This is a genomic window from Rhizobium aureum, assembly GCF_030182495.1.
In the GTDB taxonomy this organism is placed as follows: domain Bacteria; phylum Pseudomonadota; class Alphaproteobacteria; order Rhizobiales; family Rhizobiaceae; genus Rhizobium; species Rhizobium tropici_C.
Genome location: NZ_JAQJCI010000017.1, coordinates 1 through 18,625 on the forward strand (window position 1 = coordinate 1; position 18,625 = coordinate 18,625).

Annotated in this window: 17 protein-coding genes; 9 read left to right on the plus strand and 8 right to left on the minus strand. The window is 59.6% G+C overall.

Going from position 1 to position 18,625, the window contains the following annotated elements:
* Window positions 1-178, minus strand: a 178-nt coding sequence (locus PH552_RS26810; protein ID WP_285166423.1) for a transposase, incomplete at its 3' end; no start/stop codon positions are given.
* 173 nt (window positions 179-351) lie between these two features.
* Entirely contained in the window at window positions 352-2,250 is a 1,899-nt protein-coding gene (locus PH552_RS26815; RefSeq protein WP_285166411.1) for a L,D-transpeptidase family protein, read from the minus strand.
* 405 nt (window positions 2,251-2,655) lie between these two features.
* Here PH552_RS26815 and fumC point away from each other — a divergent pair, with 405 nt between their 5' ends.
* The 3 genes from fumC (at window position 2,656) to PH552_RS26830 (ending at window position 7,275) form a co-directional block, all read left to right on the plus strand.
* Window positions 2,656-4,047: a class II fumarate hydratase gene (gene fumC / locus PH552_RS26820; RefSeq protein ID WP_112344052.1), complete on the plus strand. Its 1,392-nt coding sequence runs from the start codon at window positions 2,656-2,658 to the stop codon at window positions 4,045-4,047.
* 353 nt (window positions 4,048-4,400) lie between these two features.
* On the plus strand, window positions 4,401-6,008 hold the full coding sequence (locus PH552_RS26825) for a fumarate hydratase (RefSeq protein WP_285166412.1): 1,608 nt from the start codon (window positions 4,401-4,403) through the stop codon (window positions 6,006-6,008).
* Between the two features lie 199 nt (window positions 6,009-6,207).
* Entirely contained in the window at window positions 6,208-7,275 is a 1,068-nt protein-coding gene (locus tag PH552_RS26830; protein ID WP_285166413.1) for a GGDEF domain-containing protein, read from the plus strand.
* A 91-nt stretch (window positions 7,276-7,366) separates the two neighbouring features.
* Here PH552_RS26830 and PH552_RS26835 read toward each other — a convergent pair whose 3' ends face one another.
* Window positions 7,367-7,975 carry a pyridoxamine 5'-phosphate oxidase family protein gene (locus PH552_RS26835; RefSeq protein WP_112344049.1) on the minus strand — a complete coding sequence of 203 codons (609 nt, stop codon included), beginning with the start codon at window positions 7,973-7,975 and terminating at the stop codon, window positions 7,367-7,369.
* Between the two features lie 54 nt (window positions 7,976-8,029).
* Window positions 8,030-8,995: an alpha/beta hydrolase gene (locus PH552_RS26840; protein ID WP_285166414.1), complete on the minus strand. Its 966-nt coding sequence runs from the start codon at window positions 8,993-8,995 to the stop codon at window positions 8,030-8,032.
* A 45-nt stretch (window positions 8,996-9,040) separates the two neighbouring features.
* Between PH552_RS26840 and PH552_RS26845 the strand changes: the two genes are divergently transcribed.
* Window positions 9,041-9,526 carry a MarR family winged helix-turn-helix transcriptional regulator gene (locus tag PH552_RS26845; protein ID WP_113249249.1) on the plus strand — a complete coding sequence of 162 codons (486 nt, stop codon included), beginning with the start codon at window positions 9,041-9,043 and terminating at the stop codon, window positions 9,524-9,526.
* On the opposite strand, the gene PH552_RS26850 is transcribed toward PH552_RS26845, so the two are convergent.
* Both PH552_RS26850 and PH552_RS26855 read right to left on the minus strand, forming a co-directional pair.
* The gene (locus PH552_RS26850; protein ID WP_112344046.1) at window positions 9,520-10,719 is read right to left on the minus strand and encodes a low temperature requirement protein A; all 1,200 of its coding nucleotides are present in this window, start codon (window positions 10,717-10,719) and stop codon (window positions 9,520-9,522) included. The two genes, PH552_RS26845 and PH552_RS26850, sit on opposite strands and share 7 nt — an antisense overlap.
* 34 nt (window positions 10,720-10,753) lie before the next feature.
* The gene (locus PH552_RS26855) at window positions 10,754-11,128 is read right to left on the minus strand and encodes a gamma-butyrobetaine hydroxylase family protein (protein WP_112344045.1); all 375 of its coding nucleotides are present in this window, start codon (window positions 11,126-11,128) and stop codon (window positions 10,754-10,756) included.
* Window positions 11,129-11,321: 193 nt separating this feature from the next.
* Between PH552_RS26855 and moaA the strand changes: the two genes are divergently transcribed.
* Entirely contained in the window at window positions 11,322-12,311 is a 990-nt protein-coding gene (gene moaA, locus PH552_RS26860; RefSeq protein ID WP_432422023.1) for a GTP 3',8-cyclase MoaA, read from the plus strand.
* A gap of 55 nt (window positions 12,312-12,366) precedes the next feature.
* On the opposite strand, the gene PH552_RS26865 is transcribed toward moaA, so the two are convergent.
* Complete coding sequence (locus tag PH552_RS26865; RefSeq protein WP_112344043.1) at window positions 12,367-12,765, minus strand: VOC family protein; 399 nt, start codon at window positions 12,763-12,765, stop codon at window positions 12,367-12,369.
* Between the two features lie 100 nt (window positions 12,766-12,865).
* Between PH552_RS26865 and PH552_RS26870 the strand changes: the two genes are divergently transcribed.
* Window positions 12,866-13,573, plus strand: a complete 708-nt coding sequence (locus PH552_RS26870; protein WP_112344042.1) for a helix-turn-helix transcriptional regulator — start codon at window positions 12,866-12,868, stop codon at window positions 13,571-13,573.
* Between the two features lie 68 nt (window positions 13,574-13,641).
* Here the strand turns inward: PH552_RS26870 and PH552_RS26875 are convergent, their stop codons facing one another.
* Window positions 13,642-16,191 carry a methyl-accepting chemotaxis protein gene (locus PH552_RS26875; RefSeq protein ID WP_112344041.1) on the minus strand — a complete coding sequence of 850 codons (2,550 nt, stop codon included), beginning with the start codon at window positions 16,189-16,191 and terminating at the stop codon, window positions 13,642-13,644.
* Window positions 16,192-16,525: 334 nt separating this feature from the next.
* Here PH552_RS26875 and PH552_RS26880 point away from each other — a divergent pair, with 334 nt between their 5' ends.
* From PH552_RS26880 to mobB, 3 genes are read left to right on the plus strand one after another with little or no spacing between them, the layout of a single operon-like run.
* Window positions 16,526-17,437, plus strand: coding sequence for a DMT family transporter (locus tag PH552_RS26880; protein WP_112344040.1), 912 nt, complete (start codon window positions 16,526-16,528; stop codon window positions 17,435-17,437).
* Window positions 17,438-17,447: 10 nt separating this feature from the next.
* Entirely contained in the window at window positions 17,448-18,098 is a 651-nt protein-coding gene (mobA, locus tag PH552_RS26885) for a molybdenum cofactor guanylyltransferase MobA (RefSeq protein ID WP_112344039.1), read from the plus strand.
* Window positions 18,095-18,625, plus strand: coding sequence for a molybdopterin-guanine dinucleotide biosynthesis protein B (mobB, locus tag PH552_RS26890; protein ID WP_112344038.1), 531 nt, complete (start codon window positions 18,095-18,097; stop codon window positions 18,623-18,625). The genes mobA and mobB overlap by 4 nt, the downstream gene beginning before the upstream one ends.

An 18,625-nucleotide genomic window follows, 5' to 3' on the forward strand; every position in this document is an offset into this window, starting at 1 on the left:
GGTCGGGCATCAGATGACCCTCCTCGATCTGGCAGCCTTTCTGCTGTGCCAGCCGACGCAAGAGTTCTCCCAACTCACGCCGCACGTCCCCGTAAAGTCTTTTCGTGCGGTATTTGCTGCCAAAAACAATGTGATACTTGCAGTCCCACGTCGCATGCGAGAGCGTTTGCTCATCCATAAAACCTCCTTGTTCGAAGTCTGGGCCACCCCAGCGGTTCAAGCAGGAGGTCTCTCAACTACCGTGTAGAACTCGTCCAGTCCTCCACCGTAGGTGGAGGTTTATTTATCGATATAAGAAAAAGGGCGGCCTCGACGGGCCGCCCTTTGCGTATTTCCTGATCGAACCGAAGCTCAGATCTGGGCAGTGCGTGCCTTTGAGGTCGCATCGAGCGCCTTCAGCGTTGCCGCGTCGCGATCGTAGACATCGTTGAAATACTGGATGACACCGTCCTTGTTCGGCCAGGCGGTGAAGTAGGCGATGTAGATCGGGAATTTCTGCGGCACGGGAACGGCCTTGTTCTGGCCGGTCGCGATCTGCTTGGCAACGTCATCGACCGTGGTGTTCAGCACGGCCGCTGCCATCGCGCGCGGGTCGGCAAGGCGGACACAGCCATGACTGAGTGCACGCATATCCTTCTTGAAGAAGCTCTTCTGCGGCGTATCGTGCATATAGATCGCATGCGAATTCGGGAAAAGGATCTTCAGCTCGCCCAGCGCGTTGTCGCTGCTCGGCGGCTGGCGAACCGAGATGCTCTTGGTCGAACCGTACCAGTCGACGCTCGATGACGCGACGGCGCGGCCGCCGACTTCGACTTGATAGCCCATACGATCGAGATAGTTCGGATCGGAACGCAGCTTCGGCAGCATCTCGTTGATGATGATCGACTGCGGAACACCCCAGAAAGGATTGAACTCGACCGTCTGCACCTGATTTTCGAAGAAGAAGGTCTGGTGCTGCTTGCTGCCGACGACGACGCGCATCGACAGCTGTTCCTGGTTATTGTTGTGGTAATAGACCATGAACGCCGGCTGGTTGATGAAGACGTAGCGCGGTCCGAGTTCGGCCGGCAGCCAACGCAGCTGCTCCATGGCAACGACCAGCTTCTGGATCTTCGTATCGTTGTTCTCTCCAACCATCGCCCGGACGGAGGATGGACCGATCACGCCGTCAGCTGTCAGCCCTTTTTCCCTCTGAAAGTCTTCAACCAGCGACACGAGCTCTGGCGTGTAATCAGGCGTACCCAGATAGGCGGCGAAAAGATCGGCATGGGCAGTCTTCAGTGACTCCGATCCGCGATGCTCGATCGCCTTGACGATATTGGCCATTTCCGGCGAATTGCCGCCCGGCTTCAGGATACCAGTCAGGGAAATGGAAATGTGGCTGCCGTCCGCTCCCGATTCGGCGCGCAGCTTTGCAAGCTCCGTCTTCAACAACTGGAACTGCTGGTTGGACGGGCTACGGCTGTTGAGATAGGCGGCAGCATCGGGGCTGGCGCGCAATACATCGAGCATAGCCGCCAGGTTGACGTCCTTGCGCTTGAAGTCGTGATAGCCGGAGATCTTGTTCGGGTCGAGACGACCGCGAACCGTATCCTGGACGAACATCAGCACCTTGCTGGAGAGCGTGAGCTCGAACTGCATGAGAGCCCGATCACGCAGCACCGGATCGGCATTCGCGGCATTGTCGCCGGGCAGCGTCACCGCATAGTCGGCGGGATCAAGGCCGACGGAACCGGCGTCGGCAAGAACCGCCATCGCGGCCTTCGCCTTGTCGCTGACACCGTGATCAGCAACCCAGAGAAGCGGTTTGCTCTGATCGGCATAATAGGATTCGATCGCCTTGGCGATATCATTCGTCGCCATGACGCGCGCATCGGAAAGATACCGACGCTGCGAAATCTCGGTATCGACCGCTGCCGGCGTCGGGGAGGCATCGGCGACCGCGCCCGTTACCATCGGGTCGGCAAAATGCGTGGTCGAAACCAGACGCATCGCATCTGCCTTGTAGGTATAGTATTTCGGCCCATCGACCGTCGGCAACGGCTGTTTTACCCGCGGAGGCTGATCGGGATCCAGCGTCTGCATCGGATTGACGGGAACCGGCGCCGAAACCTGCGTGCTCTGCTGGCGCCCCTGGCCGCCACGGATGAAATCCATGAGGGTCATCGCGTTCGCGGAGGTTACGCCGATGGAGGAAAGGCAACAGGAAAGAGCCAGGACGGATGCTGTGGCTTTGGTGGCAAGTTTCATTCTCTAATCGGGTCCCTGTATCGTGCGGTAACTTCGAGCCTGGCGGGCTGTTTTCAACTCGGCCGCGATGTCTAAAGACATCGTATACCCACTAGAATGAAAACGGCGAGACCCGCCTTTCGTTCAATGCCTCAACTTCGCTTTACGAAGCAGCGGCGTTTTCCGTGGTTCAGTTCACACAAAATTATGAAATTATTGGTTAATCTTTTATTGAAATTTCCCGGGCTTTTTAAGCGTCGGAAAATGCAATCCTGCGAATATATGGAGAGCGTGTTAAAAAGGGCACGCCGGCGCACGAGAAAAACATGACTAAACAGGTCATGAAATAGTGCTTTGATATTTTCATAGGCGCCGTTCGGGCCTATATGGCTGCTATCTGTCTCAATGGAAAGCAGGACCAGTAACATGACGTCCACCCGCACAGAAACCGATACCTTCGGCCCGATCGAGGTTGCCAGCGACCGCTATTGGGGCGCGCAGGCGCAGCGCTCACTCGGTAATTTCAAGATCGGCTGGGAAAAGCAGCCGCTGTCGGTCGTCCGCGCGCTCGGCATCGTCAAGCAGGCGGCGGCGCGCGCCAACATGGAACTCGGCCAGCTCGATCCGACGCTCGGCAAGACCATTGTCGCCGCCGCGCAGGAAGTCATCGACGGCAAGCTCAACGATCATTTTCCACTGGTCGTCTGGCAGACCGGGTCGGGCACGCAGTCGAACATGAATGCCAATGAGGTGATTTCAAACCGTGCGATCGAAATGCTCGGCGGCGTCATGGGCTCGAAGAAGCCGGTGCATCCGAACGATCACGTCAATATGAGCCAGTCGTCCAACGACACCTATCCGACGGCCATGCACATCGCCTGCGCCGAGCAGATCGTCCATCACCTGCTGCCGGCGCTCAGACACCTGCATGAGGCCCTGGAAAAGAAGGTCGCCGACTTCGCCCATATCATCAAGATCGGCCGCACCCACACGCAGGATGCAACGCCGCTGACGCTCGGCCAGGAGTTTTCCGGCTATGCCGCGCAGGTCGCCTCCTCCATCAAGCGCATCGAGCTGACACTGCCGGGTCTTTGCGAACTCGCCCAGGGCGGCACGGCGGTGGGAACCGGCCTCAATGCGCCGATCGGCTTTGCCGAGAAGGTTGCTGACGAGATCGCCAAAATCACCGGCCTGCCCTTCGTTACCGCTCCGAACAAGTTCGAGGCGCTGGCAGCCCATGATTCGATGGTCTTCAGCCACGGCGCTATCAATGCGGCGGCAGCCGCGCTCTTCAAGATCGCCAACGACATCCGCCTGCTTGGCTCCGGCCCGCGCTCCGGTCTCGGCGAACTGGCGCTGCCGGAAAACGAGCCAGGTTCGTCGATCATGCCGGGCAAGGTCAACCCGACCCAGTGCGAGGCGCTGACGCAGGTTTGCATCCACATCTTCGGCAACAACGCCGCCCTCACCTTTGCCGGCAGCCAGGGCCATTTCGAGCTCAACGTCTATAATCCGATGATGGCCTACAACTTCCTGCAGTCAGTGCAGTTGCTCGGCGACGCAGCCGTCTCCTTCACCGACAATTGCGTCGTCGGCATCGAGGCGCGCGAGGACAACATCAAGGCCGGTCTCGAACGTTCGCTGATGCTGGTAACGGCGCTCGCCCCGAAGATCGGCTACGATAACGCAGCCAAGATCGCCAAGACGGCGCATAAGAACGGCACGACCCTGAAGGAAGAGGCGCTGGCAAGCGGACTGGTTTCCTCGGAAGAGTACGACGCTATCGTCCAGCCAGAGACGATGATCGGGCCAAAGTGATATCACTGGACGGTGATCGTCCGGGCATGTTCTCCAATGTTGCAGCCGTGTGCATGGCCCCTCACCCCGCATCGCGGGGAGAGGGAGTTGATCATGCGACATCAGCAGCCTTATTAATAGGTGCCGCAAACACAGAATAGGTCCCCTCTCCCCGCGATGCGGGGAGAGGACTAGGGTGAGGGGCCGGGCACACGGCTTGGCCATCGGAAGACCCACCTGACCTGAGTATGTCCAATCAACGAACCCCACTTTGAAGTTTCGACTTATCAGCCAAACAATTGCTTTTGCCTCAAGCGGGATTTAGATCGTTTCCAAACATCTTCCCCGCCCACCCGGCTTGAAAGGTTTCCTACATGGCTGACGATCTGTTTCCCCTCGGTGACGACACGACCCCCTATCGCAAGATTTCCGGCGATTATGTTTCCGTCGACACCTTCAAAGGCCAGGAAGTCCTGACCGTCGACCCCGAGGGCATCCGCTTGCTGGCTGAAACCGCTTTTGCCGACATCAACCACCTGTTGCGCCCCGGCCACCTGAAGCAGCTCGCCTCGATCCTCGAAGATCCCGAGGCTACCGATAACGACCGCTTCGTCGCTTATGATCTGCTGAAGAATGCCAATATTGCCGCCGGCGGCGTGCTTCCGATGTGCCAGGACACGGGCACCGCCATCATCATGGGCAAGAAAGGCCGCCGCGTCTGGACCGAGGGCGGCGACAGCGCAGCGCTCGCCAAGGGCGTGCTCGATGCCTACGAGAAGAAGAACCTGCGCTATTCGCAGCTCGCGCCGATCAAGATGTTCGAGGAAAAGAACACCAAGAACAATCTGCCGGCGCAAATCGATATCTATGAGGAAGGCACCGACGCCTACGAATTCCTCTTCGTCGCAAAAGGCGGCGGTTCGGCCAACAAGACCTTCCTCTATCAGGGCACGCCGTCGCTGCTCACCCATGACCGCATGCTGGATTTCCTGAAAGAGAAGATCCTGACGCTCGGCACGGCAGCCTGCCCGCCCTACCATCTCGCCATCGTCATCGGCGGCACCTCGGCCGAGATGAACCTGAAGACGGTCAAGCTCGCCTCGACGCGATATCTCGACTGTCTTCCCACGGAAGGCTCCGAAAGCGGACACGCCTTCCGGGATATCGAAATGGAAAAGGAAATCCATAAGCTGACGCAGAGCCTCGGCGTCGGCGCCCAGTTCGGCGGCAAGTATTTCTGCCATGATGTCCGCGTCATCCGCCTGCCCCGCCATGGCGCCTCGTTGCCGATCGGCCTTGGCGTTTCCTGCTCCGCCGACCGCCAGGCCAAGGGCAAGATCACGCGCGACGGCATCTTCATCGAGCAACTCGAGACCGATCCCTCCAAATACATGCCTGAGATCGACGAGGCGAAGCTTTCCGAATCGGTGGTCCGCGTCGACCTCAACCGGCCGATGGCGGATATTCTGGCCGAACTGTCGCAGCATCCTGTCAAAACGCGCCTCTCGCTCACCGGCACGATCATCGTGGCGCGCGACCTGGCGCATGCCAATATCCGCGAGCGCCTGGAAAAGGGCCAGGGCATGCCGGACTACCTCAAGAACCACCCGGTCTATTACGCCGGCCCGGCCAAGACGCCCGCCGGCTACGCCTCCGGTTCCTTCGGCCCGACGACGGCCGGTCGCATGGACAGCTATGTCGACCAGTTCCAGTCCTTCGGCGGCTCCATGGTGATGCTCGCCAAGGGCAACCGCTCGCGCGCCGTACGCGAAGCCTGCAAGACGCATGGCGGTTTCTATCTCGGCTCGATCGGCGGTCCGGCCGCCCGCCTCGCTCAGGATTGCATCAAAAAGGTCGAAGTTCTGGAGTATCCCGAACTTGGCATGGAAGCCGTCTGGAAGATCGAGGTGGAGGATTTCCCGGCCTTCATCGTCATCGACGACAAGGGCAACGACTTCTTCCAGGAACTCAACCTGGGGTAAATATTCCGGCTCATTATTGCCCGACTCGGACGAAGGCGCTGACAGCGCCTTCGTATGTAAAAACATACTTTAATTGTAATACTTTTGAATAAAACTTTACGGGCCGACAATTTCTCATTATCAAGACCTTAATATTTTTTCAAAGATTCTTTGTATAAGTAAAAAAGGGATTTAACCAATACATGTTACGGAGCTCACGATGAGTACGGCGATTGCGCCAAAGGCGCATAATCCCGACGTGGCGGGGCAGATTACCTATGCCATGCGATCCATGGGCATCGCACCTATTCCGCGTAATTACGAGCTTTTCTATGAAGCCTATATCGGCTCCAATCCCGCTCTCACGCGTGCATTGGCGGCACTCGGCAGCAGCGCCACCCAGGAGGAACTGGATGCGATCGGAGCCAAGTATTTTCCGCATCACGCGAGCCGTGTTTTCGATGACGCACATGCCCGCCTGACCATCGGGCTCGATACGGTCCTGCGCGCATTGCGGCAGGAGCAGGCTACGCTTCAGAGCTACAACCGCCTGCTCGGCGAAACCTATGACAACATAAGCTCGAGAAGCCACAACAGCGCCGAACTGCTGCGGGGCGCTATCGACATGCTGACGGCTGCGACCGGCGATACCATGGCGCAGGGCGAAAAAACGGTGGAGAACGTCGTCCAGCGCAGCCAGGAAATGGATCAGGTTCGCAAGGAGCTGGATGAATACAAGCGCATTGCCAATACCGATGCACTGACCCGCCTTGCCAATCGGCGCGCTTTCGAGGATCGCCTGGCCTCCATCTTCGACAATCGACTGACAAGGCCCACCACGGCGCTGGTGCTGGCCGATATCGATCATTTCAAGCGGATCAACGATACGTTCGGCCACCCGGTCGGTGACAAGATCCTTGCGACCGTCGCATCTGTCATCCGCGCCAGGGCCCGGCGTGACATTTTCGTGGCCCGCGTCGGCGGCGAGGAATTCGCCCTCATTCTGGAAGCCACCACTATCGAGGAAGTCGCCACGGTCTGCGAACGGATCCGCCATACTCTCGAGACGACGCCGTTCAAAAATTCACGAACACGCGTCGATTACGGTCCGATTACGCTATCGCTCGGCGCCTGCATGGCCTCTGAAGCTGTCGATTCCGGTGAACTATACAACAAGGCCGATCTGGCGCTCTATTGTGCCAAGAATGGCGGCCGCAACTGCTGCAGCATCTATCAGGAAGGCATGCAGAAGGACTTCACCAAAAGTTGGCTCATCTACAAGAATTAGAAGCGCAGCCAACCGACCGCCGGCCCTGCCTTCCCATACAGGCCGGCGGCTTTGCTTACCAAGGGCGTCTTGGGCTCACAAGAGCGTCTTGTTACCAGAGTGTCTTGGCAGCCCTCGCCGGCGCTTCGCGATCATAGGTTTCCTGATCGAAATCGTCTTTCGCCGCCTTGAGCATCATGCCCGGGCTCGGCAGGCTGGATGGATCGGCGAACCGCTCCGCATTCCACAGCTCGGCCCGCATCACCGCTCGCGCGCACTGGAAATACACTTCCTCGATCGCGATCACGACGACGCAGCGCGGATGCTTGCCGTCCATCTCGAAGCTGTCCAGCAGGGCCGGCTCGACGGAGACCACCGCTCGGCCGTTGAGGCGCATCGTCGTATTCGATCCTGGAACCAGAAACATCAACGCGATGCGCGGGTCGCGCACGATATTCGCAAGTGAATCGACGCGATTGTTGCCGCGCCAATCCGGCAGATGCAGCGTCTTTTCGTCGACAACGCGAACGACGCCGCCCTGGTCACCGCGCGGTGAACAATCGAGCCCTTCCGGCCCCACCGTTGCCAGTGCCATGAAGGGAGAGGCTTCGATCATCTGGCGATAGAGCGGCGTCAGCACCTTCGTCACCTTGGTGATCGACGCCTCGCCCGCCTCACCATAGAGCTCCTTTAGTTCCTCGACTGACGTGACGATATGCATGCTGCCTCGCGTTTTTCCAGCGACTTGCCCAAAGTCCGCGCGACGCAAGTTCTGCTAGAAGGAGCGACGATGCGGGGTTCGGTAAAACGATAGCACCGTATCGTCTTCGTTTTCGAGCGGATTTTCCGTATTCGCGGTTTCCGACAAAAAAGCGTCGATCGCCTCAAACACCGGAGCGGCGGCGACAATACGGCGATGCCCAAAGCCGTTGGCCCATAACAGACGCACATGCGGCCCTTGTGCAGCATAGGCGCGTGCATGTTCGGCACTCACCTCCTTGTCGTCCTCGGCGTGAATGACGAGGACCGGCCGGCCTGGATCGAGCATGCCGCGCTTCTGGTCGTAGGAGGCAAGCGTCCTGCCCGTCACACGGCGAACTTCGTCCTCCAAGGCAGCTTGTGCCGCAGGCCCGAGCCTCATCAGGCGTCCGAAATCCTTGAATAGCCATCCCATGGCGCTCGGCGCGCCGATCAAGACCAATTTGCCGGGATCAACCGCGTCGACATCAGGCAGAAAGCCCGCGCAGGCCAGCGCTAGCGATGCGCCGCCGAAGGAGTGCCCAATGGCGGCGTCGAAGCCGCCGAAGCGGGCAAACGCTGCGGCAATGGCGGAAACGGCCAAACGCACGTTCAGGAACCGCCCGCCCGAGCGGCCGTGGCCTGGAAGATCGAGCGAGACGACTTCCGCTCCGCTTTCCGCAAGAAATACCGTCAGTTCAGACATATATTCGCTGCTGGAGCCCCAACCATGAACCACGAGATAGCGCTTTCGCGGGCCTTTCGCTCCGCCGTTGAAGCGATAGGCCATTGCGCGGCCACCTGGGAACGGCAGCATCACCTGCTCCGCCGTCAGAAGGCGTTCCCGGCCCTCCATATGGGTTGCCCTGGCCTTGGCGCCGCGCGGACGGCACGAGGGCGTCAGGCAGAAAAGCCGGAACGCGGCTTTGCCGGCAAGCTGCGGCGATAGCCTTCCGAGGCCGGACAGACCCGACCGGGTGACCTTGAGCGCAAAGGATGGCATAGTGGGAATCCGATAATGTTCAACTATGAACAATAAAGTACAGCGATGAACAAAAATCAACCCCTTCCCTGGGACCATCCGCGTTTTCGAAGCTGGGTCGCCGTGGCGCGCGCCTGCCAATTGATGCAGCAATCGCTCACACGAGCCCTGGCCCATCTCGACATCAAGCCGCCGCATCTGGACATCCTCGTCAACCTGTTTCGTTTCGAAGGGATTTCGCAGCAGGAACTTGCCCGCAAGCTGCTGGTCGGCCGCTCCAATATGAGCATGCTTCTGCCGCAGATGGAAAATCGCGGGCTGATCGAACGCCGGGGCGACAAGCACGACAAGCGCGTGCTGCGCCTCTATCTGACCGAGGAGGGGCGGCGCATCACGGAAGAAGCGATGACCATACAGACCGCCCTCATCGATCGGACGCTCTCAGACGCGCCGATCGAACAATGCGAGGCAATTGCGGTGCATATGGAGAGGATAATCGGCCTCCTGATGCAGGAGGAACGGCAACCGCTGGAGCTCGCCGGCGATCAATGATCGCCGGCCGATCGTGCCGAGGGCACAACCCGGTTCAGAGACGCAAATTCCCATATCGCCACGACGATAAGCACGGCCGTGGCGAGAATGCCAAGCTGGTAGACCACGACCATCGGCAGGGTGAAAAGCAGCAGCACCAATCCGACGATACCCGCTATATGCGACAGTGGCGGCCGGCCTGTGGTCGCCCCCTTGAACCATAGATTTCCGATCAGAAACACCGCCGGGCCGCCGAGGATGGCGGCCGCAACATGCATATCGGCCTGTTCATGCGGATGCGCGAACAGGAATTCGTCGCCGACGACGCTGAGGATGATGCCGCCAAGGATGAGAATATGCGCATAGGTAAAGGCCTCGCGCGCCAGCCTGCCCGGCGCATCGTCATGCTCGATACGGTGGGACGCCCGTTCATGCCCGAATTGGAAGTAGATCCACCATAGGGCAACGGTGCCGACGAAAGCAGTGATGAACACCGCCACGATCAGGGGCGTGACCGGCTGCTCGGCAAAGGTCTTGCCGGCCTGCAGCACCGCCTCACCGAGGCAGATGATGATGAACAGCGCGCAACGCTCCGCCAGATGCGCGCCAGATACGTCCCAATCCTCGGTCGTCGACTTGCCGAGACCGGGTACCCGAAATCCGAGCGCAGGCGCTGAATACTCGATAATGAGGGCAACCAGCCAAAATATGACCCGTGGTTCGCCTTCCAGCAGGGCGCCTGATATCCAGAAGATGCCGGACAGGACGAGCCAGCTGGTGATGCGCAGGAAATTGCGATGATTGGCCTGGCTGACATTCTTCAGAGCATAAGCGGTGAACAATGACCGGCCGACCTGCATGAAGACATAGGCGCCGGCAAAATAGATGGCCTTTTCGCCGAAAGCCTCGGGGATCGCAGCCGAGAGGATAAGCCCAGCAAACATCAGCGTGAACAGCATGATACGCACCGGCATCCGATCGGGATCCAGCCAGTTCGTCACCCATGCCGTGAAAACCCAGACCCACCAGACTGCGAAGATCAGCATGATCGCTTCCAGCGCGCCGAGCGGAGTGAAATGCTCCGCCAGCGAATGTGCAAGCTGCGAAATCGAGAAAACGAACACCAGATCGAAAAACAGCTCGACGAAGGAGACCTTGCTCTCGTTCTTGCTGCCCTTGGCGCGAAGCCAATTTTCCCTACCCCCAAGGATCATGCCTACGCCCCCTCTCCGGTCTATGAGGCCAATATCAATGCGGTCTTCCCGCCGCATCGCGGCTGAGACCCTTTTCCTTCAATTCGGCCTCATAAGCCGCGAAAAGCTCATGTCCCTTCTCGCCGAGCTCGCGCAGATAGGTCCAGGTGAAGATGCCTGTGTCGTGCATATCGTCGAAGCCGATACGCACGGCATAGTTGCCCGTAGGCGTCATGGACATGATGCCCACATTGCGCTTGCCGGGCACGGTGACTTTCTGCCCCGGCCCATGCCCCTGCACCTCGGCGGAAGGCGACAGCACCCGCAGCATTTCCGCCGGAAGATCGAAGCTCGTGCCATCGTCGAATGTCACTTTGAGGTGATGCCGGTCCTTCGAGACCCGCAATTCGGTCGGCCAAACGTCGCTCATCGGTTTTTCCATGCCTTTCAGTATCTTTTCGAGAATTAGGCCGCCGCTCGTTCACGCGCAAGTGTAATCGAGAAGCATTTTCCTTGACGCAACAATCGCCTATGCCCACATTAGACGTCTAATGGAGGCATGAGTGAACAGCATCGTCGGCAGCATAGGCAACGCATCACCGCTTCAGGCGGACACAGTCCCCATGATCGACCCTTTCGGGCGCGCCGTCACCTATTTGCGCGTTTCGGTCACGGATCGCTGCGATTTCCGCTGCACCTATTGCATGGCCGAGAACATGACCTTCCTGCCCAAGAAGGATCTGCTGACGCTCGAAGAACTCGATCGGCTCTGTTCCGCCTTCATTTCCCGGGGCGTGCGCAAGATCAGGCTCACCGGCGGCGAGCCGCTGGTGCGCAAGAACATCATGTTCCTGGTGCGCGAACTCGGCAAGCACGTCCAAAACGGCGCGCTCGACGAACTGACCCTGACGACCAACGGATCGCAGCTCGCGCGCCACGCAGACGAACTCTACGACTGTGGTGTCCGGCGCATCAATGTTTCCCTCGATACGCTCGACCCTGACAAATTCCGAACCATCACGCGCTGGGGAGACTTCTCCAAGGTGATGGAGGGGATCGACGCGGCGCAAAGAGCCGGTCTGAAAATCAAGCTGAATGCCGTTGCGCTCAAGGATTTCAACGAAGAGGAAATTCTGGAACTGCTGCGGTTCGCTCATGGTCGCGGCATGGACCTGACCGTCATCGAGACCATGCCCATGGGCGAGATCGACGAGGATCGCACCGACCAGTATCTGCCGCTTTCACAGCTGCGCGCCGATCTGGAACGTCAGTTCACGCTAACCGATATTCCCTACAAGACGGGCGGCCCGGCCCGCTATGTCGACGTCACGGAGACCGGTGGCCGCCTCGGCTTCATCACACCGATGACCCATAATTTCTGTGAGAGCTGCAATCGCGTGCGGCTCACCTGCACGGGCACGCTTTACATGTGCCTCGGTCAGAACGACGCGGCCGACCTGCGCACGGCGCTGCGCGCAAGCGAGAGCGACGCGCTCCTCCATGCCGCGATCGACGAGGCGATTACCCGCAAGCCGAAAGGTCACGATTTCATCATCGACCGTACGCACAACCGACCGGCGGTCGCACGCCACATGAGCGTCACCGGCGGCTGAACGCTCCATTCCGTCCGATGATTTGATTGACCGCAGGAGGATGCACGCCTGCAGCCTAGCGCGATGCGAAACGCTTCCTCGCCTCATCGGTCGCAGGCATATACAGCGAAACTGCCGTTCCCTCAGGGTCGCGGAACTGGAAGGTCTTGTTGCCCCAGGGCATCATCTTCAGTTCGTGGACGAGAGAGACCTTGTCCTTCAGACGCTCATATTCCACATCGATGTCCTTCACCTGGAATTCGAGGCAGGCGGTGCGATTGGAACCGGGCTCGGCGCTACCCTCTTTCCAAAGCACGACAGTCTCGACGGAACCGATCGCCAAGGTTGCCGCCGGGGTCTCGATCTCGGCAAAGACCGGGGCAAGCCATTGGGCCTGGAACCCGGTTACCATCTCATAAAAGGCAACCATGGCCTTGATATCGCCTGCGATAAGGCGGGTGGAAGCCAACTTCATAACTGATCCTTTCGACTGACTGCAGAACCTTCGCGGTCACGCAGAGCCTCTTGTCGCACGCTCCTGCTGCCAGCATACTGTCAGCAGGAGTAAGTATGCCATGCGCCGTGCCGACCGACTGTTTCAGATCATCCAGATTTTGCGCCGATCGACCCGGCCTGTGACGGCGAGCGCGCTGGCGGCGGAACTGGAGGTCTCGAAGCGCACCGTCTATCGTGACGTGGCGGACCTCATTGGTCAGAGAGTCCCGATCGAGGGTGAGGCTGGCTTGGGCTACCTGCTTGCTGCCGGCTACGATATGCCGCCTTTGATGCTGGCGCCTGATGAGCTGGAGGCGGTGGTGTTGGGGGCGCAATGGGTCTCCGCCCATTCGGACAAGGCGCTCGCCAATGCGGCGCGCGATGTCGTAGCAAAGATCGCCGCCGTCGTCCCCGAGCGCCTCCGCCTTTTCGTCATCGAGCCGAGCGTGGGCGCAAAGCCGACAAGTGGCAAGCCTGAGGAACGTGTCGATGCATCCCTGCTCAGATCGGCAATCCGCAACGGCATGAAATTGCGGCTACGCTACAACTCGGAGGCAAGCGAGGAAACCGAACGGACGGTCTGGCCGGTAATCCTCGGTTATGCCGAAACGAGCAGCCTGCTGGTTGCCTGGTGCGAGCTGCGACAGGGCTTCCGCCATTTCCGCACCGACCGCATCGCCGCTGCTGAAATACTCGATGAACCCATCGGCTTGCGGTCGGGCGAATTGCGCCGCCGCTGGCAGCGCTGGCGCGAAGAACAGGTTCGTCTATCTCCACACCTGTCATGATCGATAAAAAACGCCGGCACGTTGGCCGGCGCTTTCAATAGATTATAGGTTTTTGCTAATATGTTGATTTAGGCAGCGCGATACCGTGTTTCGGCGTCGCTATAGCCTTGGTAATCCACTTCGCCCTCGCCGGTCCGGAAACGGTCGATCTTCTCTGACAGCATGTCAACGCGTTGGCGCAGGCCATGGATCTCGGCATTGTTCTCCTCGACCATGGCAGCATTCCGCTGCGTGATAAGCTCCACCTCGGACACCGCGCGGGTGACTTCCTCGATACCGGTCGATTGCTCGGTGGTCGCCGACGAAATATCGGCAACCAGCCTTTGGACGCCGGTAACGTGACTGATGATCTCCGACAGCGCGGCACCGGTCTGCTCGACCAGATGAACGCCGTTCTGGACCTGGGCGGAGCTTGCGGAAATCAGACCCTTGATCTCCTTCGCCGCATTGGCGCAGCGCTGCGCCAGCTCGCGCACTTCCTGCGCCACCACGGCAAAGCCGCGGCCCGCTTCACCGGCACGGGCAGCCTCGACTCCGGCATTCAGCGCCAGCAGATTGGTCTGGAAGGCGATCTCGTCAATGACGCCGATGATCGTGGCGATCTTCTCCGACGATCGATTGATCTCGCTCATGGCACCGACGGCCTTGGCGACCACTTCGCCGGATTGGGTCGCATAGGCTTGGGTTTCGTTGACGGAGGTCGCCGTCTGCCGCGCGCGCTCGGCCGTCGAGCGCACCACGTCGCTGAGACGATGCAGGGCGCGCGAGCTTTCCTCGAGAGCGGCCGCCTGCTGTTCGGTGCGCCGAGCCAGATCGTCGGCCGACATGGCGAGGTTGCCGGTGCCACCCTTGATTTCCTCGGCGGTGTAGCGCACGTCCGTCAGGGTCTCGCGCAACGCTTCGACCGCATGATTGTAGGTAAAGGCCATTTCCACGAAATCAGCGGAGAGATCTTCGCGCATACCCTCTTCCAGATTGCCGTCGGCAAGCTTGGCAAGGACATCCGCCAGCGCATTGAGTGCCTGCTTCTGCTCGGCCTCGATGCGGGCACGCTCAGCGGCGCGGCGGGACGATTCCTCGGCGGAAAGCGCGCGCGCGCTCTCCGCTTCTCGCTCAAGCCGGACATTCTCAAGCGCGGCATCGCGGAACACGCTGACGGAGCGCACCATGTCGCCGATCTCGTCGCCACGATTGCGTCCGTCGATCGCTACGTCCAGATCGCCGCTCGCAAGGCGCGTCATGATCTCGGTAATGCGCTTCAGCGGACCGCGCAGGGTTTCCACCAGCATCAGGCCGCCGACGATCGCAAGCAGCGTGCCGACGATCATGGCAATGACCGAGACATTGGCCGAGCGTTCGCTGTCTTCCTTGCCGAGTTCCTGTGCCTGGGCGACGAAGCCGCGCAACGAGGTCATGGCATCGGCGAGCAGACCGTTCGACTGAACGCGCGTCGTTTTCCAATCGGTTGCGGTCTGCAGCAAATCGGCCGATCCATTGGTGAGGCTGTCGATCAGCGGCTTCATGTGGGCGGAAAAATCGCGCATCGTGGCATTGGTCTGGCCAAGTTCCGAGATCCGGGCCGCAACGGCTTGCAGGTCCTTGAGGTCGGCAAGCACTGGTTCGCGCGAGGCGCCATCCCGGACGTTTTCCATGCGCGACGCATGAAGCGCCAGGCGATCGACGATGCCGAGCGCCTGGTCGACATGGTCCAGAAGTTCTTTCTGGCCGTCGATGATCTTGTCCAGGCTGACAAAGCGATCGGCTGCGGTGTCGCTGTTCTTTGCCGACTGCAGGGTCATGTCGCCTTCGATTTTCACGAAGCTCTGCAACACCGGTCCCATCGCCTCGACCTTCTGGTCCGGCGTGTCCGAACCCTTCAAGACGGCATCAAGCTTGTCGGCGGCATCGGAAGCGTTGGCGACGAGAGCGGCACCGCGCCTGGATACGAGAGCCTTTGAAACCTTTACCTGCTTCAGGATCGCATCGGCATAGGTGCGCGCATCCGAGATTTCTTCCGTGGAATCGGCAGCCATCTGCACCTGGATGCGCAGATTGCTCATCTTTTCCGACAGCCCCTTATAGGCGGCGGCATCGTAAAGCAGTTCCTTGGCGAAAGTTTCCTTGTCGCTGAAATCCTTGCGGATGATGTCGATCTGTTTGCCGGCAGCCTTGGCCGTCGCCTCGATGTTTTGCACCGCCTTCTGAATGGCGCTGACATCGCTGTCCTGCTTCTGCCTGATAGTCCAGAGCGTGGCCTGCTGCGTCCGCATCTTGGCGGCAAGCTCGCTGACTGGAACGATCTTGGCGCGCTGATCGTCGCTCAGCAATCCGCTCAGCCGATGGACGCCCTGTTCCTGGGCATCGATCTTCGCCGCGAGCGCCTGGCGCGTGTCCTCCGAAGGCGAAGCGGTGAACTCCTGCAAGGCAGCCTGCAGGTTTTCGAAGTCGCTGATATTTTCAATCGTCGCGCGCGTCACGGTCATATGGCCGTTGAGAATATTGGCCGTGTGATAGCCGACGAGACCGACACCGGCGATAAGGACCACCAGAGGCACCACGAAAATGAGGACTTTGGTGACAATCCGACGGCCTTGCAAAAGACGATCAATGAAAAACATGCGGCGCCTCAACTGGATTATAAAAATATCCGGCGAAGGCGGGATCGTCATTCCTGCTGCGCTGCGGTAAGTGCTTCTGCCTCATGCAAAACCGCAGCGAGCGTCGGAAAATAAGATTGAATAAGAATTAATTGCCCACCTAAAAGCCGTTGTATCGGCGAAAAATTTGCAACCGCTGTGTCATTCCGCGACCATGGGCCGAGGAAGCTGCATTCCCTGGGCAACAATTCTACCGCAACGCACAATCGATTTCGGCCGTCGCAGCCGGACAATCGATTCCAATTTGCGGAAAACGGCGCTAATCGAGAGTAGATATCGGGGACTCATCTTTCTCATGCGACTGACCAAGAATACCCAGGGCGCGCTCTTCATGGCGGCATCCATGGCTGCTTTCTGCTGTGGCGATGCGCTGTCCAAAACAGTTATCGCCGCGATGAATGCCGGCGAGATCATCTTCATCCGCGGCCTTTTCACCAGCTTTTTCGTCTATCTGCTGGCTCGCCGGATGGGCTCGCTGCGCTCCTGGAAGGTCATATTGCAGCCGATGATCGCGCTGCGCATCGCCTGCGAGGCAATCGCCGCCGCGACCTATATCACCGCTCTCGGGATGATGCCCATCGCCAATGCCGCCGCCATCCAGCAGGCCGTGCCGCTGGCGGTCACGCTTGGCGCGATGATCTTTCTCAAGGAACCCGTGGGATGGAGGCGATGGACGGCGATAGGGATCGGCTTCACGGGCGTGCTGATCATCATCCGGCCCGGTCCGGACGGTTTCACCACGGCTGCGTTGCTTGTCATCGCCTGCATGTTTGCGACCGCCGCCCGCGATCTGGCGACGCGCTGCATCGACAAGGAAGTGCCGTCGCTGATGATCACCCTCTGCACCGCAATTTCCATATCCGTCTTCGGCGCCTTGTGCATCGTTCCGTTCGGCGGGTGGCAGCCGGTGAGCACAACGTCGCTGATGCAGATCCTGTTGGCCTCCGTTCTCGTGCTGATCGGCTATCAGGCGGTGATCCTCGCGATGCGCACAGGCGAAATCTCCTTCGTTGCACCGTTCCGCTATCTGAGCCTCATCTGGTCTGCCTTGCTCGGTTTGATTATCTTCGACGAAGTGCCGGACGGCTGGTCCATTTTCGGGGCGGCGATTGTCATCGCTTCTGGCATCTATACCTTCTATCGGGAAAGCAAACGGCGCGGTGTCGATCCGGTCGCGCAGGAATCAGAACCGCGTGTCCCGGCCTGAGGTCCCGAACATGTCCAGCTTCATCGCAAACGCAGAGGATATTCCGGTCGTCCTTCTTGCCGGGGGCCGGTCGAGCCGCATGGGTGCGAACAAAGCCTTCGCTCTGCTTGGTGGCGAAAGCCTGATCAGCCGCATCTCTTCGCGGATCGCTCAGCGCCAAAACAAGCCGATCGCCTTGAATGCGGACATCGATTGGCCCGACAGCATGGGGATGCGGCTAGTTCCGGATAAAATTGGTGGCAAACTCGGCCCTCTGGCCGGCGTGCTTGCCGCGATGCGGGATACGGCACGCAACTATCCAGGGGCTTCGCATGTCGCCACGATCCCGATAGACAGCCCTTTTTTCCCACACGACCTCGTCGCACGGCTCGCCCATGCCGTCGAACGTCCCGATGAGATTGCGATTGCCGCATCCCTCGGGCAGGACCATCCGGTTTTCGGCCTCTGGCCGGTTTCTGCTGCAACGAATCTGGAGACCTGGATCGTTTCGGACGACAAACGGCGCGTCAGGGATTTTCTCGCGCGCCACAAGGTCCAGCGGGTGAAATTTCCCGCGATCGAAACGCGGATCGGTCCGCTCGACCCTTTCTTTAACATCAATACGCCCGCGGAACTGCTCGAAGCGGAGACATGGCTGGCAGCATTGGAAGGCACATCATGACCAAACCCCGACCGAAGATTTTCGGCATTGCCGGCTGGAAGAACTCTGGCAAGACCGGCCTTGCCGTGCGTCTGGTGACGGAATTCACCCGGCGAGGCTATCGGATTTCGACGATCAAACATGCGCATCATGATTTCGATATCGACAAGGTCGGCGCCGACAGTTTTCGCCACCGCGAAGCGGGCGCGCACGAAGTCACCATCGTTTCCGGTACGCGCTATGCCATCATGCATGAATTGCGCGGCGACCCCGAGCCGAGTTTTGAAGAAATACTGGCGCGCCTCGCCCCTTGTGATCTCGTGTTGATCGAGGGGTACAAGCGAGAGCCCATCCCGAAGATCGAAGCCCGCCGCCTGGAAGCTGCCAAGCGCGAACCGCTTGCCCCGCAGGATCCCCATATCGTCGCCATCGCCGCCGATCATTCGGTGGAAGACGCCGGCTTGCTCTCCGTTTTCGATCTCGACGATACTCTCGCGATCGCCGATTTCATCGCCGCCGCCGTCGGCCTCGGCAAACCGGCAAAATAA

Bases quoted from the DNA above. Each gene is read 5' to 3' on its own strand.
- PH552_RS26815 (WP_285166411.1), bottom strand. From the start codon at position 2,250: ATGAAACTTGCCACCAAAGCCACAGCATCCGTCCTGGCTCTTTCCTGT.
- fumC (WP_112344052.1), top strand. From the start codon at position 2,656: ATGACGTCCACCCGCACAGAAACCGATACCTTCGGCCCGATCGAGGTT.
- PH552_RS26825 (WP_285166412.1), top strand. From the start codon at position 4,401: ATGGCTGACGATCTGTTTCCCCTCGGTGACGACACGACCCCCTATCGC.
- PH552_RS26830 (WP_285166413.1), top strand. From the start codon at position 6,208: ATGAGTACGGCGATTGCGCCAAAGGCGCATAATCCCGACGTGGCGGGG.
- PH552_RS26835 (WP_112344049.1), bottom strand. From the start codon at position 7,975: ATGCATATCGTCACGTCAGTCGAGGAACTAAAGGAGCTCTATGGTGAG.
- PH552_RS26840 (WP_285166414.1), bottom strand. From the start codon at position 8,995: ATGCCATCCTTTGCGCTCAAGGTCACCCGGTCGGGTCTGTCCGGCCTC.
- PH552_RS26845 (WP_113249249.1), top strand. From the start codon at position 9,041: ATGAACAAAAATCAACCCCTTCCCTGGGACCATCCGCGTTTTCGAAGC.
- PH552_RS26850 (WP_112344046.1), bottom strand. From the start codon at position 10,719: ATGATCCTTGGGGGTAGGGAAAATTGGCTTCGCGCCAAGGGCAGCAAG.
- PH552_RS26855 (WP_112344045.1), bottom strand. From the start codon at position 11,128: ATGAGCGACGTTTGGCCGACCGAATTGCGGGTCTCGAAGGACCGGCAT.
- moaA (WP_432422023.1), top strand. From the start codon at position 11,322: ATGATCGACCCTTTCGGGCGCGCCGTCACCTATTTGCGCGTTTCGGTC.
- PH552_RS26865 (WP_112344043.1), bottom strand. From the start codon at position 12,765: ATGAAGTTGGCTTCCACCCGCCTTATCGCAGGCGATATCAAGGCCATG.
- PH552_RS26870 (WP_112344042.1), top strand. From the start codon at position 12,866: ATGCGCCGTGCCGACCGACTGTTTCAGATCATCCAGATTTTGCGCCGA.
- PH552_RS26875 (WP_112344041.1), bottom strand. From the start codon at position 16,191: ATGTTTTTCATTGATCGTCTTTTGCAAGGCCGTCGGATTGTCACCAAA.
- PH552_RS26880 (WP_112344040.1), top strand. From the start codon at position 16,526: ATGCGACTGACCAAGAATACCCAGGGCGCGCTCTTCATGGCGGCATCC.
- mobA (WP_112344039.1), top strand. From the start codon at position 17,448: ATGTCCAGCTTCATCGCAAACGCAGAGGATATTCCGGTCGTCCTTCTT.
- mobB (WP_112344038.1), top strand. From the start codon at position 18,095: ATGACCAAACCCCGACCGAAGATTTTCGGCATTGCCGGCTGGAAGAAC.